At 70.3% G+C, this 14671-nt stretch carries 10 protein-coding genes and 3 pseudogenes; 2 read left to right on the plus strand and 11 right to left on the minus strand.

Translation table 11 applies throughout. From position 1 onward, the window contains the following. The first annotated feature begins 4 nt into the window (after positions 1-4). Positions 5-250 (plus strand): helix-turn-helix domain-containing protein, encoded by a 246-nt coding sequence (locus CP969_RS01890; RefSeq protein ID WP_004993381.1) that lies wholly within the window; start codon positions 5-7, stop codon positions 248-250. Here the strand turns inward: CP969_RS01890 and prfB are convergent. Both prfB and CP969_RS01900 read right to left on the minus strand, forming a co-directional pair. Next, positions 217-1344, minus strand: a complete 1128-nt coding sequence (gene prfB, locus CP969_RS01895) for a peptide chain release factor 2 (RefSeq protein ID WP_026085526.1) — start codon at positions 1342-1344, stop codon at positions 217-219. The genes CP969_RS01890 and prfB overlap by 34 nt on opposite strands. A gap of 183 nt (positions 1345-1527) precedes the next feature. Next, positions 1528-2319 (minus strand): annotated as a pseudogene (locus tag CP969_RS01900) (transposase); the annotation flags it as partial. Between CP969_RS01900 and CP969_RS01905 the strand changes: the two are divergent. Next, positions 2310-3029: pseudogene (locus CP969_RS01905) on the plus strand (D-alanyl-D-alanine carboxypeptidase); the annotation flags it as partial. The pseudogenes CP969_RS01900 and CP969_RS01905 overlap by 10 nt on opposite strands. A 314-nt stretch (positions 3030-3343) precedes the next feature. Here the strand turns inward: CP969_RS01905 and CP969_RS01910 are convergent. From CP969_RS01910 to CP969_RS01945, 9 genes and pseudogenes are all read right to left on the minus strand, one after another. Beyond that, entirely contained in the window at positions 3344-4003 is a 660-nt protein-coding gene (locus CP969_RS01910) for a DUF5825 family protein (protein ID WP_016828156.1), read from the minus strand. 32 nt (positions 4004-4035) lie between these two features. Further along, positions 4036-5937 (minus strand): RiPP maturation radical SAM C-methyltransferase, encoded by a 1902-nt coding sequence (locus tag CP969_RS01915; RefSeq protein ID WP_016828155.1) that lies wholly within the window; start codon positions 5935-5937, stop codon positions 4036-4038. 308 nt (positions 5938-6245) lie between these two features. Continuing rightward, positions 6246-8075 (minus strand): S9 family peptidase, encoded by a 1830-nt coding sequence (locus CP969_RS01920; RefSeq protein ID WP_016828154.1) that lies wholly within the window; start codon positions 8073-8075, stop codon positions 6246-6248. Continuing rightward, positions 8072-9346: an MFS transporter gene (locus CP969_RS01925; RefSeq protein WP_317984010.1), complete on the minus strand. Its 1275-nt coding sequence runs from the start codon at positions 9344-9346 to the stop codon at positions 8072-8074. The genes CP969_RS01920 and CP969_RS01925 overlap by 4 nt, the downstream gene beginning before the upstream one ends. A gap of 810 nt (positions 9347-10156) precedes the next feature. Next, on the minus strand, positions 10157-10501 hold the full coding sequence (locus tag CP969_RS33575) for an Ig-like domain-containing protein (protein ID WP_004993368.1): 345 nt from the start codon (positions 10499-10501) through the stop codon (positions 10157-10159). 66 nt (positions 10502-10567) lie between these two features. After that, a pseudogene (locus CP969_RS33070) lies at positions 10568-11290 on the minus strand (IS6 family transposase); the annotation flags it as partial. Between the two features lie 1135 nt (positions 11291-12425). Next, entirely contained in the window at positions 12426-12800 is a 375-nt protein-coding gene (locus CP969_RS01935) for a beta/gamma crystallin domain-containing protein (protein WP_004993364.1), read from the minus strand. Positions 12801-13272: 472 nt separating this feature from the next. After that, a complete protein-coding gene (locus CP969_RS01940; protein WP_026085523.1) occupies positions 13273-13638 on the minus strand; it encodes a beta/gamma crystallin domain-containing protein in 366 nt (121 codons plus the stop codon). An 89-nt stretch (positions 13639-13727) separates the two neighbouring features. Continuing rightward, a complete protein-coding gene (locus tag CP969_RS01945; protein ID WP_158689431.1) occupies positions 13728-14585 on the minus strand; it encodes a hypothetical protein in 858 nt (285 codons plus the stop codon). Positions 14586-14671: the final 86 nt, after the last annotated feature.

The raw sequence follows: 14671 nt of genomic DNA on the forward strand, positions 1-14671 counted from the left end.
TGGTATGAGTACGATCCGAGGACTCACGCCGAGGGAACGCCAGCACCGGGAAGAGCGGCGGTCGGCCGCGGCGGGCCTGTTCGACCAGGGCGTGCCGCAGGCCGGGATCGCCCGGCGCCTGGACGTGACTCGGCAGCCGGTGCACCACTGGCACCGGCTCTGGCAGGACGGCGGCCGCACGGGCCTGGCCTCCACCGGACCGCCTGGAGCGCGGCCCTACCTGACCGAGGAGCAGATCGAGGGACGATGACACTCACTGCGCCAGCGAATCCCGGCCTCGAGGAATCCGTCGATCTCGCCGCTGAACACGGCCTCGGGGTTGCCGACTTCGTGCTCCGTGCGCAGGTCCTTGACCATCTGGTACGGGTGCAGCACGTACGAACGCACCTGGTTGCCGCAGGGGTTGCCACCCTCGTCCTTGAGGGCGTCCATCTTGGCCTGCTCCTCCTGACGGCGCCGCCCCAGCAGCCTGGCTTTTAGGACGTTCATCGCCGTGACTTTGTTTCGGGTGCGCGAGCGCTCACTGTCGCTGGAGGCCATGATGCCAGTCGGAAGGTGCGTGATACGTACCATGAAATCAGAATCTCGGGGGTTACAGCTTGGGCCGGAGGAGCGGTAGACGTCGACGCGCAGGTCGGACTCGTCGATGTCGACGTGGTCGGACTGCTCGACCACGGGGAGCACCTCGACGCCGGCGAAGGAGGTCTGGCGCCGGCCCTGGTTGTCGAAGGGCGAGATGCGCACCAGGCGGTGGGTGCCCTGCTCGACCGAGAGGGTGCCGTAGGCGTAGGGCACCTGGACGGCGAAGGTGGTCGACTTGATGCCGGCCTCCTCCGCGTAGGACGTCTCGTAGATCTCGGTCTTGTAGCCGTGCTGCTCGGCCCAGCGCAGGTACATGCGCTGGAGCTTCTCGGCGAAGTCCGCGGCGTCGACGCCGCCGGCCTCGGCGCGGATGTTGACGAGCGCCTCACGGGCGTCGTACTCGCCGCTGAGCAGCGTGCGGACCTCCATCTCGTCCAGCGCCTTCCGGACGTCGGCGAGCTCGGCCTCGGCCTCCGCGCGGGTGTCCGGGTCGTCCTCCTCCTCGGCCATCTCGAAGAGCACGGCGAGATCGTCGATCCGGCCGCGCAGCGCCTCGGCCTTGCGCACCTCGGCCTGGAGGTGGGAGAGCCTGCTGGTGATCTTCTGCGCCTCGTCCGGGTTGTCCCACAGGGACGGCGCTGCCGCCTGCTCCTCGAGCACGGCGATGTCTGCCCTCATCCTGTCGAGGTCCAGAACGGCCTCGATCGACTCCATGGTCGAGGAGAGGGACTTGAGCTCTTCGGATACATCGACGACTGCCACACATGGAGCGTACTGGCGTCCTTGCTCGGCGATCACTGACTGGCCGAGTGCATCCCGAGGCGCCGGCGCTTGTCGTGGGCGGCTGCTGTTCGTCGTGGTCTTCTTGGCTCGCCCAGCGTTCCGGTGTGGGCTCGTCCAGCTCCAGGTTGATGATCTGCGGGGGCACTGATGCCCCTATGGATGTCAAGCGACGGCTCTGCCGTGGTCTGTCGCAGGGCCCGTGGGGACGATGAGCCGGTAGACCTCCGGTGCGATGTAGCGCTTGAGGCAGCGGATGACTTCTCGGCGCGTCTTGCCCTCGGCGAGGCGTCGGTGCGGGTAGTCCCGGGTGCGGTCGTCCCAGTGCAGGCGGCTGAGGACGATGCGGTAGAGGGCGGCGTTGGCCTGCCGGTCGCCGCCGCGGTTGAGTCTGCGGCGCTGGGTCTTGCCGGGGGACGCTTCGATCGGGCTGGTGCCGCACAGGGCAGCGAAAGACGCCTCGCTGGTGAGGCGTTCAGGGTTGTCACCTGCGGCGATGAGCAGGGCTGCGGCGCTGTCCGGTCCGACGCCGCGTACGTCGAGCAGACCGGGCGAACTCGCCTTGACGGCCTCGGCTATCCGCTGGTTCAGGTCGTCGATCTCTTCGGTCAGGTGCTGGATTCGGCGGGCCGGCAGACGCAGGGTGTGCCGGGCAGCTGTAGCAGGCCCGGTCGCGTCCAGAGCTTCCAGTGCGGCGCACCGCTTGATCAGGTGCGGGTTGATCAGGCCGGCCAGGGCCTCGCGCAGGGCGGAGTCGGCGCAGACCAGGACGCTCTTGAGCTGGTTGATGGCCTGGGTGCGGGACTTGATCGCGGATCCCTTGGCGAGTTCGACCAGCCGCAGCATCTCCACCGGGCCGTCGCTCGTCTTGGCCGTGGCGGTGGCGCGCCCGGACAGCACGGCGCGGGCGGCGATCTCGGCGTCGACGGCGCCGGTCTTGCCGTGGCCTGGACGCGCGGGTACTCGACCAACACCTGGGCTCCCAGGTGAGCGGGGTGGTCCTCGACGCCGACTCGGACAAGATCCTGTGGGACCACGACGGCGCCACCGCGCTGATGCCGGCCTCCAACGTCAAGCTGGCCACGGCCACCGCCGCCCTGACGGTGCTGGGCCCCGAGCACCGGTTCACCACCCGGGTCGTCTACGGCCACGGCACCCTGACCCTGGTGGGCGGCGGAGACCGCACGCTCAGCAGCGCGGACCTCGCGGAACTGGCGAAGGCGGCGGTCGCGGACTGAAGGAGGCGGGCCTGGGCACGGTGAAGGTCGCCGTGGACGACAGCCTTTTCGACGGCAGCGGGCTGTCCCGCAGCGACCGCATTCCGGCCGCGACACTCGCGCAGATTCTCGAACTGCTCACCCAGCCGCGCCACACGCACGCCTTGGGCTCCATCCTGAAAGGCCTGCCGGTCGCCGGCGAGGCGGGCTCCACTCTCGGCCCGAAGTGGGGCCCGCCTCGACGACCCGAACTCCAGTTGCGCCGTGGGCAAGGTCCGGGCGGAGACCGGCACCCTCACCGGTGCCGTCGCCCTGAGCGGCCTGACCCGCACCGACGACGGCGGATGGCGGGTCTTCTCCTTCGTCGAGACCGGTTCGGCGGCCGCGCCCGACGCCATCAAGAATGCGATGGACGGCCTCGCCGCGACCGTGAACGGCTGCTGGGTCTGAGCGTACCTGTCCCGCCCGGCCGCGGGGCCGGGCGAGAGGGCGCCGCCCCGCCTCCGCCCCCCTTGCCCCTTGCCCCTTGCCCGACCGGGCTCATCCACTGCGTGCGCGAGCCGTCGCACGGACGGCGAGGACGCACTCACGGGCGTCCGGCGCCCGCGCCCGTCCGGAGCGGAACCACACACCCGGTGCACTGATCACGAGCGTTGTCGACGCCGACTGGGCTGCCGAGAGGGACATCTCGCGCGTCACGTCCACCGTTTGTCATCAGGTCTGTCCTCACTGCACGCTGCTGACGCACAACCACGGCCGTGCGCTCAGATCACCAGGGGTGCCTCCGACCAGCGGCGGACCCGGTACGGTGCCCACCACAGATGGTCGCCGAAGCGCAGGACGAGGTGCTCGGAGACGAGGTCGTCCAGGACGGGCCCCGGGATCGCGTCGGCGGGCGCGCCGTCGGCGAGGGCCGCCACGGCCTCGTGGTACTCCGGTTCGTCGATGGTGAAGCGGCGCAGCTCGCCGTAGCGCCGGTCGCGGACCTGGATGAAGCCGGGGCCGTACCGGAAGATGCATTTGCAGATGTAGTACGTGGTGCGCCAGGCGAGCGCCGTCGCGACCGGGTCCGCGGTGCCGAGGACGGCGGTCGGCGGGTGGAGGTGGCAGAAGTGGCGCCAGGCGTCGGGGTCCGGGCCGGTGCGGAGCTGCCAGTCGACCGAGATGGCCAGGCTGGTCAGGTCGCCCACGAAGCTCAGCGCTCTGACCGTCCAGGCCGCGTCGGCGGCATCCGTCAGGTCCACGGGGCGGGGCAGGGTGATGTGCCGGGCCCCGGCGGCGAATAGCCGCCGGGCGGCCTCGCCGCCGGACATGTCGATCTCGTAGCGGCCCAGGGACATGGCGGGCAGGGGGCCCACCTCGGGGTCGTAGTCCCGTGAGGCGGTCACGGTGAAGGGGGCGGTGGCGGTGAGAGCAGGAGTCATCGTCGTCCCTCGGTCGGGCGGTGGCGCGGTCGTCAGGCGGTCGTCGGGGCGAGTTCGGCCTCGCGGGCGGCGGTGTGCCGCATGTGGTCGATCCGCAGAAACTCCTCGTTCAGGGCGGGCGGCGCGATCTGCACGAACTGCCCGCTGTCCTCGAACACGACGCCCAGCTCCCGCCACCGCTTCAGGACCCGGAGCAGGTCGGCCTCGCCGATGGGGTGGTCCGCGTCCAGCTTGCGCGCGGCCGCTTTCACCGTGTGCGGCTGGTCGAGCAGCCGGAACAAGGCCAGTTCGCGCGGGTCGGTCAGTTCCAGGCGGGTCCAGTCGAAGGCCCGGCGCCTGCTGACCAGGACGATCCGGTCCTCCAGGTCGCAGTGGGTGAGGCGGCTGCCGGCGTAGTTCCGCTTCCAGCGCGCGATGCCCGCGTCGAGCCGTTCGACGACGTCCTCGCCGATCCCCCGGGGCGGTACGTCGAAGACGTACGCCAGGTCGAACATCTCCTCGTCGGGGAGGTCGTAGGTGAGCCGGTACGGTTCGGCGGGGCGCAGTTCGGAGAAGCCGAGCCCGGGGTTGTCGAAGTACGGGCTGAACCGCTCGATCGCGATCCGGGAGGACGGGCCGACGGGCGGGTTCAGGTGTTCCAGCGCGGCCAGTTGGTCCACCACGTCGTCGTAGTCCTCGGCGTCCTCGCCCGGAAAGCCGTGCAGGTAGTTCCAGGCGACCGAGAGGCCCACGGTGGCGGCGTCACGGAGCATCCGCACGTTCTGGCCGCCGGTCACGCCCTTGTCCATCAGGGTCAGCACCCGGCTGTTGAGACTCTCGATGCCGGGCTGGACGAAGATCAGGCCCGCGTCCGCCAGGGTCTGGAGCTGTCCGCGCCGCATGTTGGACTTGATCTCGATGTGCATGCGCAGGTCGTAGCCGCTGTCGATGATGCGGGGCAGCACCGACTTCACGTACCCCATGTCCAGGATGTTGTCCACGACGTACATGTCCAGGACCCGGTGCCTGCGCGCCAGGTCCATGATCTCGTCGTAGAACACGTCGGGGCTCTTGCTGCGGAACTCCATGAACGAGCCGTTCAGCCCGCAGAAGGTGCAGTGGTGCTTCTCGCCCCACCAGCAGCCGCGCGCCCCCTCGACGACCAGCTTGGGCTCGACCCAGTTCCGGGCGTGGGACGAGGCGAGCCGCTCGAAGTACCCCGAGTAGTCCGGCGGCAGGATCGCGGCGGGCGGCAGCGGCTTGGTGCTCATGGCGTTCACCACGGAGGTGCCGTCCGTGTCGCGCCAGCACAGCCCGGGGACCTCGGACAGGGGCTCGCCCGCGTTCAGGGCCCTGATCAGCGCGGGGAACGACACCTCGCCCTCGCCGCGCAGCACGTGGTCCACGAAGGGGAAGTTGCGGTGGACGGCCTCGCCCTGCTTGCCGTCGCAGTTGGCGCCGCCCATGGCCGTCACGATGTGCGGGGCGAGCCGCTTGACGTATTTGGCGGCGGCCAGGGCGGCGGTGTTCTGCTGGAACGTCGAGGTGAACCCGACCACGTCCGGGGCGAGTTCCACGATGCGTTCCGCTATGTGCCGGACGAAGTCGGGTGCGGTGACGTGCAGGGCCTGTGTCATCTCCATCCGGGCCCCGGGCACCCGGTTGGCCATCGCCGCGGTGAACTCGGCGACGCGCCATTCGGGATCGTCGTAGAGAGCGGAGGAGAAGACCCAGTCGCCGCAGCCCAGGAAATACGATCCGAGTGCGTAGTAGGAGTAGTCCTCCAAAGTGAATTCCGTGTTCCTGGTGATCCAGTCCACGTATTCGATGTTCGCGTGCAGAACGTCCGCTGTGCTGTTTGGTACGCGCTCGTCGACGCTGCGCTTGAGAATTCCGAGAGCCAGCGACGGGAGATCGATCGGGGCCCAGGGCATGTTCACCAGGAGTACGCGCACGGCTCGCCTCTTCTCATGTGATCAGTGCATGGCATGACGGGTCGGCCGGGCGTCGGCCGGGAAATCGTCAGGCGCCGGGCGGGGCGCCTGACGACCTCCGTGGCGGGGCACCGGCCGGGGAGTCCGGCCGGCGTCCTCCGGACGGGGCCGGCCGCGCACGGTGGCGGGACCGGCCCCTCGGCGCTACTGGTCCTCGTCCTCCATCTCCTCCGCGGAGCGGAAGTAGACGACGACGCCGACGCCCGGCTTGCGGCTCTCCTCGTCGCCGTCGAGCGGGTCGCCGTGGATGATGTCCTTCTGCATGGTGTTCACCTCCTCTCCGGGGGTGGTGGCGGCTCGGCCTGATCGGGCCCGGAAGGCAGCCCGCCGCCGAGAAACGCGAGGGACCGTCGTATGACGGCCAGGTGGTCGGCTCCGTCGTAGCCGTCGTGGCCCGAGTCCAGCCACATCACCTCGTGCGGGACACCGCCCGCACGCAGCACGGCCAGGTACGCCTCGATCTGCTCCGGCGGGCACTTGGCGTCCCGGCGCGCGGCGACGACCAGCAGCGGGGAGCGGATGGCGGCGGCGTACGAGGACGGGGAGGCGTGGGCGTAGGCGCCCGGCACCTCGTCGGGAGTGCCGCCGAACAGCGAGGTGTCCAGCGCCTGGAGGGCGGGCGTGGAGTGCCGGAAGGCGGTGGCGCAGTCGGCGAGTGGTTTGATGGCCACCCCGACATCCCACAGGCCGGGGCGGGTCCCCATCGCCAGCAGGGTCAGATAGCCGCCCCACGACGTGCCGCACAGGCCCACGGCGCCCGGGCGGCCGATGCCCCGTTCCAGCAGGTCGGCCCGGACCCGCACCAGGTCGGCGACCTGGGTGTGGCCGACGCCCTCGGAGTACGCGGAGCGCCAGCGCGGCCCGTAGCCGGTCGAGCCCCGGTAGTTGACGCGGGCCACGGCGAGGCCCGAGCCGACCAGGGTCTGCACCATGGGGTCGTAGGCGTCTCGGTCGTGGTCGGCCGGGCCGCCGTGGACGAGGAGGACCAGCGGGTAGGGTCCGGGGCGGTCCGCGGGTGTGGTGACGAAGGTGTGCACGGGGCCGTCGGGTCCCGGCGTCCACAGGTCCCGGCGGTGGCCGAAGCGGGGGACGCGCCACTGGCTCTGCCCGGGCAGCGGCGCACCCGACAGGGACATCGCGCGGGGCACGGTCACCGCGTCGGTCCAGATGTAGTGCACGTCGCCGCCGGCGGTGGGTGACGCGGCCAGGATGCTTCCCTCGGGGGTGGGCACGGGGGTCAGCTCGCCGCGCTCCAGGTCCGCGGTGAACAACCTGCTGCGGCCGTGCCGGTCCTGTCGCAGCAGGACCCGCGCGCTGCCCGGGCCGGGGTACCAGCGGGCGGTCGTCTCGGTGTCGAAGGAGCACCAGGGCAGCAGTTCCAGTCCGGCGCCGGGGCTCCAGACACCGAGGTGGTAGCGGCCGGCCCGCTCGCGCATGACCAGCAGCAGCGTATGGCCGGACGTGCCCCGGGGGCCCGGGGGCGGGGTGGGCGCGGGCGCGAAGCCGAGCGCCCAGGTGCGTTCCCGGGTGCCGGAGAGCACCGCGGCGGTGCTCCCGTCCGGGGTCAGCAGCGTCACGGCACGGGCCGAGTGCGCGGGGCCGGTCACCGCCAGCAGGCCGCCGTCCGGCGCCAGATCGCACAGGGTAGCGGAGTCCGTCGTGCGCAGGACGGGTGTGCCCCGGCCGCCGCGCCGCCCCAGGTGCACGCTGAACCCCCCGCTCCCGCGGATGCCGACGGCCACCGTGCCCCGTTCCGTCAGCGCCAGCCCGGCGGGCCGCCCACAGGGCACGTCGAGCAGCGCCGGGCGGTCCGGGCCGCCGTCGAAGTCCTGGGTGCGCCAGCCGCCGCTGCCGCCGCGGTCCTCGTCGAACCACCACACGGCCTCGTCGCCGTCGATGGCGCACAGCAGCGTGCCGTGGGGACGGTCGGTCAACTGCCGTCCGCCGCCGCTGGACCGGTCCCAGGTGAAGATCTCGCACCGGCCGTCGGCGTCCCCCGTGTACACCATCCGGTCCGGGTTGCGGGGACTGGTCACCGGCAGCACCGGGCGGTAGACGCCGTAGCCGCGCGTGACCGTCCGCGGGGAGAACGCCGTCACGGCACCTCCCGGACGACGAGAGCGGACCTGGCCGTCGCGTACAGGGCCAGCGCGGCGAAGGCCCCGGCGCAGCCCCACGCGACCGTGCGGCCGCCGTACGCGGCCACCAGGACCCCGGCCAGCACCGGGGCGAGCGCGGCGACGCCCTGGCCGGCGGTGCCCAGCACCGTGCCCATCCGGGCCAGCAGACCGTCGGGGGTCACCAGCACCGCCCGGGTCTGGAGCACGACCGCCACCGACGGCACGATCAGCGACACCCCGCTCAGCAGCAGCCCGTAGGCCCAGGTCTGGGAGGCGTACGCGAGCCCGGCTGCCGTCGGCACCATGACCCACGAGGCGCCCGTGACGATCCGGGGAGCCGCCACCCGCCGCACCAGCCAGGGCGCGGCGAGCGCGCCCAGCAGCCCGCCGACGCCCGCGAGGGTGAGGATGAGACCGATCGAGGAGGGGCTGGCGCCCTCGGCGTGCGAGGCGAAGACGGCGTGGAAGTACAGCGCTCCCAGCAGGGCGTTGACCCCGGCCGTCCACACGACCACGAAGCGCAGGAAGGGGTGCGCCCACACGAAGCGCAGGCCGTCGGCCAGCTCACGGGCGAAGGACGGGGCGGTCGTCTCCCGTACGGGCGTCAGGTCCGCGCGGATCGCCCTGCTCAACACGGCCACCAGCAGGAACGACACGGCGTCCGCGAGCAGCGGCACCCACCGCGCCGCCTGGTAGAGGACCCCGCCCAGCGTCGGGCCGACGATCTGGACCGCCTGGTCCCGTGCCTGGAGGTACCCGATCGCCCGGGGGTACTCCTCGGGGGGCACGAGCCGCCGGATCGTACCGGAGGCGGCCGCCCCGTAGGTGGCGCTGGCCGCCTGCTCGACGACGGCCGCGACGAGTACGTGGAGGAGGACGACATGGCCGAGTGCCACGGTCACGAACACCGAGCCCATGGCGCCCGCGGCGACCAGGGCCGCCGTGTACATCATCGGCTTGCGCGGCAGCCGGTCGGCGAACACGCCCGCGACCGGCGAGACGACGAGCCCGCTGACCAGTGCCACCGAGGCGACGAGGCCGGCGAGCCCGGACGAGTACCCGGCGCCCAGGAGGATCAGCGGAAGGAAAAGGGCGGACGCACAGGTCCCGAGACCGTCGACGGCGCCCGCCACCCAGAAGAGGGAGTAATCCCGTCTTCGGAAAGGAGAAGAAGGCGATCCTTTTGATAATCGCTCGCCTTCCGCTAATTCAGGGCCGGAAGGCATTGAATTCCGTTCGGCATCGCCCATCAGTCATCCCGCTCGGGGAGTAATTCTGACGCTGACGCACCCACATCGCCCCCTGCAATGAGCGGACTTACGGCCGGTGAGGGTGCGATCGTAGCGAAGGGATTCACGACGCACAATACCGTTCCTGAAATGGCATTTTCGATCAAGAAATGGCTCGCCCCGGCACGGCGGACGATCCGCGTTGGTGCCACGCCACCTCGCACGGCCGTCGATTCCGGAACGGCGGGAAACGCGCAACGCGCGCCGCGGCCCTCGATTGTCGGGCGGAGGACGCGGCCCGTCGCCGCGTCCGCCGTCCGGAGGGTGATCCCGCCTGGCCGGACGCTCCTCCGCCGCCGCGGCACCGGGGCCGCCGCCGGGCGCGGGGGCCCCGGCGGACTCGGATCCGCCCGCCCCGTGGAGTGCCGCGGTCCCCTTCCGGTTGCCCGCCGGGTCCTGACCGCGCACGGCGGGCCCTCATCTCCGGCCGCGGTGCGGCAGCGCGGAGCGCGGGCGGTCGAAGGGCGGGCTGACCGTCGAACGGCAGCAGTGCCGCGAGGAGTTACGGGTGAAGGCGGCAGAGAAGGTCGCCCGGGACGCAGGACGAGGCGGGCTCGTTGATCGCCCAGGCCGCTCGGCGTCGTCCGGTTCGCCGATCTCGGTCAGGACGAGCTGGGTGAGCGTCGAAGCCGACCGATGCCGCTCCGGTCAGCGGACGCAGGGGAACAGCCCAGCCCTCTGTCCCCCGAGCAGGACCGCCCTCCCGCCCACTGGTCGGACCGGAGGATCGCGGGGCGCCCGGCACTGCCGCCGGACGCCCCGGATGTCAGGTCACCGTACGACGACCTGGGCGCTGCCCGTGACGCCGCCGGAGGTCACCGAGACGGTGACGGTGCCGGGGCGAAGGGCGGTGAGGGCGCCGGTGGAGGGATCGACGGAGGCGACCTTCGGGTCGCTGGAGGACCACACGTGGGACGCGAGGTCCGCGATCGGGATGGTGAACGGGGCGATGTTGTCGCCCTCGATCTGGTCGCCGGACGCGGTCAGCGTGAGGCGGTCGCCCCGGCCGATGGGGTCCTTGGGACCGTGGACGGTGACGGAGGCGAGCGCCGGTTCGACGGTGTACTGGAGGTCGCCGTCGTCACCGATCCGGACCAGCCCGAAGGGCGTTGTCACGTTGTTGGGTGTGGGCGTCCGACGGTGTGTCGAGGTGTGGTGGGCCGGGTTCCGGGCCGGTGCTCGGGCCGTGGCGGGTCGGTCCGTGACGCCGGTGATCTGCTCCCAGACGGTGAGGCGGACGGTCATTTCGGCTCGGTGGTGAGGTGCGGGCATCAGGTGGCGACGAGGCCGGAAGGGGGGTGAGATGCCCCTGAACGCGGACAGCAACCTCTGCGCCCCGCCCACGGAGCGGAAGCCCCTCACAACCCGTTCGCCCTGCCTCGTCGGCTGATGGCTGTTCTCGGCCCGGTTGGTCCGTCCCTTGTGCGAGCGGTGCCCGACGCAGGGCATGACCTCGTGGTGGGCGGCGCTGTAGGAGCGGAGCCTGTCGGTGACGATCATCCTCGGCACTGCCCGGGTCTTCGTCATCGGCCTGCGGAGGACCCGTCTGGCCGCGGCCTTGTCGCGGCGGTTCTGCACGAGGATGTCGAGGACGTTGCCGTCCCGGTCCGCAGCCCGCCACGGATGCTTCTGCGCACCGTTGATCTTGATGAAGACCTCGTCGGGATGCCCTTTGCCGCCGGGCCGGGGACGCCTGCGGCGAAGCCCGTTCGCGTAGGCCTGCCCGGACTTCCGGCACCACCGTCGCACGGTCTCGTACGAGACGATCACGCCGCACTCGGGCATCAGTTCCTCGACCTCGCGGTAGGACAACGGGAAGCGGGAGTACGGCCACACGCAGTGGGAGATGACCTCGACCGGGTACCGATGGCCCTGGTGCGACGGCGACGCGTCCCCCGCGAACAGCCCCCTCCAGCATGATCAACCCGGAGATCATCCCACCCGGTCAGCCAACGTGACAGCACCCATCATCGAGTACCCGGGCGCGGGCCTGCGCGGCTGCCTCAACCAGTCCGGCACCCTGACCCTGCACGGGTGGCAGTAGCCGAACGACAGCCCCCGTGCTGGTGAGGCCCCCGCCCTGGCGGGGGCCTCACCAGCACTCTGACCGGGAAGGTTCGCCGGGTTGGCGGGGCTCACTCCTGCTCGGATGCAGCTGCGGGGGCGGGAAGCGGATCCCGGGCGTAGCACCGATGCAACCGACCGGGGCACCGTCCCCGCGGTACAGGGAGCAGGGCTGTGGGTCCGGTGGCGGCCGGGGGTGTCTGGGACCATCCCCGCGGATGCGGGGAGCAGGGCGAGGTGGTCATCGAGCGGGCCAAGGTCGAGGGGCCATCCCCGCGGGGCGGGGAGCAGTGCAGGATCGCGTCCCGCTCGGACATCTGCGCGGGACCATCAGCAGGACGCTCCTGGTCATCACAGAACGCACCATCGGGGAAACACGGGAAAAGGTCCGGGCTGCTGGTGACCCAGTCGGAGACGGACGAGGAATGAAACGAGGGGCGGGAACCTCGGAAAACCGGCTCCCGCCCCTCTTACGAGGGTGGGATCGTCAGGCACTTAGCGCCGTGGTGCTGCCGCTCAGATGCGGAATTGTGGAATTTCAGGCCACCCGCCCTGGCGCGGTATCGTGTGCAAATATGGGTGGAGTCACCGGCCTTGGACGCCAGCGGTACAGCCGGTGGCGCTGAGCACTTGCCCTCCGTGTTTTGCTTGCGGTGACGTCCGGATCCTGAGCGGGAAAAAGAAAGCACATTCCGACTGGGGCGACAGGTTTTGCCCAAGAATTCTGCCGTTCCAGCAGAAAAGCATCTTCCGCGTGCACACTGCCGTCTCGCGCCCCAAGCTCGTCGTCTCGTATCGTCCGACGGGCGCGAGGCGCTCGACCATGCCGGGTCCCGTCTGTCGGTCGATCTCACCGATGCCACCGGCCTGACCGGTGCCTTCGCCGATGCACTACGTCGACTGCAGCCGTGCGGGACCAGACACGGCCCGGGCCGGGTGGCGGTCGATCTGACGGGTGCCCGTTATCGCCGGTGGATCAGAGGATCCTGATGCGGTATGCCCTGACCCCACCTGGGTGGTTCGGCCAGGTCATCTCGGTGTACTTGCCGATCGGCTGCTCGGGCTGCCACCTTCCGTCCCCATACCACTGGACGCGGTTGTTACCTGTCCAGATCCGGGTGACCCAATAGTCCTGGACGCCCCCCACAGAGCTCTGGCCGGCGTTGGCGTAGCAGAAGTTCTCGTCCCGAGTGGTGCTGCCCAGGTGCGCTGTGACGTGGAGGTATTCACGGTTTCCGCATGGGACGATGTCGATCGCTGACGCGTTCGTCGCTGTGGCGGCCATGAGGGAAGCCGTCAGGGACACAGTCGTCAGTGCAGCCAGGGCCGCCCGTTTAGCTGTCTGATGCATGGGTGTTCTCCTCAGAACTCTTTCACCGAAGGCCCGGCGTGAGCGCCGCGGCCGAATGGAACGCTACGGACACCGCAGGCCGCGGTGGTCGTAGACCGCGGTCGTCACCCTGCGGAGCCATTTCGGCGTAGCTCCTGTGAGGGACAGGTTCTGCGCCGGGTCCCCGGGAACGGATCGCCGTGGACGTGGACGGGTGTGGTCGTTTTCGGGCCGTCCCGTCGGCGCGGCTGTCTGGATACCGGCCCCGCGAGCTCCCGGCCGGGCTGCGGACACAGCTCCGCCAGGGGATATTGCAACTGTTCGGGCCGAGCGGGTTAGGCCGTGCTTACCCACCACTGGAGGCTCCGGCCCTGTTCGCTCACACGCCAGCGGCACTGCAATTCGTCGATCTTTGAGGGCCTCAACGATTGGCCCTCAAAGATCGAGGACGGCGATCGGACAGGACCACCGTCCCCCCGCTGCCACCGACGGTTCAGAGAATCCTGATTCCGGTTACGCTGACCCCACCCGGGTGATTCGGCCAGGTGAAGACGGTCCACTTGTTGATCGGGGTATCGGGCTGCCACCTTCCGTCCCCGTGCCACTGGACCCGGTTGTTGCCGGTCGAGATCTTCGTGATCCACCACCCCCTGGCGAATTCTAAGGTTCCGGCGTTGGCGTAGCACAAGGGTTGGGTGGGCCCATGGGTCGGGTGGATGTCGATCTGCAGGAACTCGCCTGAACTGCACGGTACCTTGTCGATCGCGGACGCCTGCGTCGTGGTGGCAAGGGTGAGTGAGGCCGCCGCCACGACGGTCGTCAGCGCGGACAGGACCACCCGTTTGGCTCTTTGGTTCATGGAACTTCTCCTTTTCGTGTCGTGCTGGAGGGCCGGACGGTGGTGCGGTCTGGCACAGTGCCGTCCGGAGTCGAGGGTGAGGCTTTGGTTCAGGTCGTGTCAGACGCGGCCAGGAGGTGTGCGGCCCGGTCGACCTGCGCCTGAACCTGTTTCTTGTAGCCGGTCAGGACTTTGGCGTTGGCGGATATGAGCTGCTGCTGGTATCCGGTGAGGACGGCGAAGTAGACGGCGGCCAGATTCGATGACCGCGTGCAGGTCTCGTCGGCCGTGGCCGCGGCGATCTCCTTCGCGGTCGCCTTCTTGGCGTTCAGGAAGCCGTTGGCCAGCTCCTCGGGATCGTCGGCCGGATGTCCCGCCGTGCTCATGCAGGCCGACCAGCGTTCACGCGCGGCGCCGACCCGGCTGTCCGCGGCCGCCTGCTGGAACGACTGGCCGAACAAGTCCTGGGTGAGCTTCCACCCCCGGGTGCCGGCGAGAGACGGCACTTGCTTGTCCGCCTTGTCCCAGCAGGCGTTGTAGTCCTTCAATTCCTGGCCGGTCGGGCCTTGGGTGGCTGGAAGGGATACTGCGACGTGGAAACCGAGGCGCTTGGCGGTCGCACTGCCGATGTAGCCCCAGGCGCCGGCCGGGCGGATCGCTTCTTTTTCTTCTTTCGTCTTCGCGGCAGTCTGGGTCTTCTTCTGGCCTGAATAGCTTGTATACCCACGGTTTTGCATGCAGCGGGCGACCAGCGCCTCGTTTGTCCGGTACAGCAGGACGTCGTCCTGCTCGGAGGTGCCGTAGGCGGACAGCGGAAGTCCCGTCAGACCGTCGTATCCGGTGGCGGGCGTTGTCGACGTGGCCGCGATGGCCGGCGGGGTCGGCGTCACATGCGCCGTGCTGTCGGCGAGGCCCGCGGAGCAGCCGGCGGTCAGCAGAGCGGCAGCGATCGCCGTGATGGAGGTCATGCTCACGACGGGCCGTATGGCTCGCCGCGTGCCGGGGGCAACTCGAACGGTTCTCATGCTGGACTTGCCCTTTCCGGGAGCAGGAG

The organism is Streptomyces viridosporus T7A (assembly GCF_008704515.1).
Lineage (GTDB): Bacteria > Actinomycetota > Actinomycetes > Streptomycetales > Streptomycetaceae > Streptomyces > Streptomyces viridosporus.

Bases quoted from the DNA above. Each gene is read 5' to 3' on its own strand.
- CP969_RS01890 (WP_004993381.1), top strand. From the start codon at position 5: ATGAGTACGATCCGAGGACTCACGCCGAGGGAACGCCAGCACCGGGAA.
- CP969_RS01910 (WP_016828156.1), bottom strand. From the start codon at position 4,003: ATGACTCCTGCTCTCACCGCCACCGCCCCCTTCACCGTGACCGCCTCA.
- CP969_RS01925 (WP_317984010.1), bottom strand. From the start codon at position 9,346: ATGGGCGATGCCGAACGGAATTCAATGCCTTCCGGCCCTGAATTAGCG.
- CP969_RS01935 (WP_004993364.1), bottom strand. From the start codon at position 12,800: ATGCATCAGACAGCTAAACGGGCGGCCCTGGCTGCACTGACGACTGTG.
- CP969_RS01940 (WP_026085523.1), bottom strand. From the start codon at position 13,638: ATGAACCAAAGAGCCAAACGGGTGGTCCTGTCCGCGCTGACGACCGTC.
- CP969_RS01945 (WP_158689431.1), bottom strand. From the start codon at position 14,585: ATGACCTCCATCACGGCGATCGCTGCCGCTCTGCTGACCGCCGGCTGC.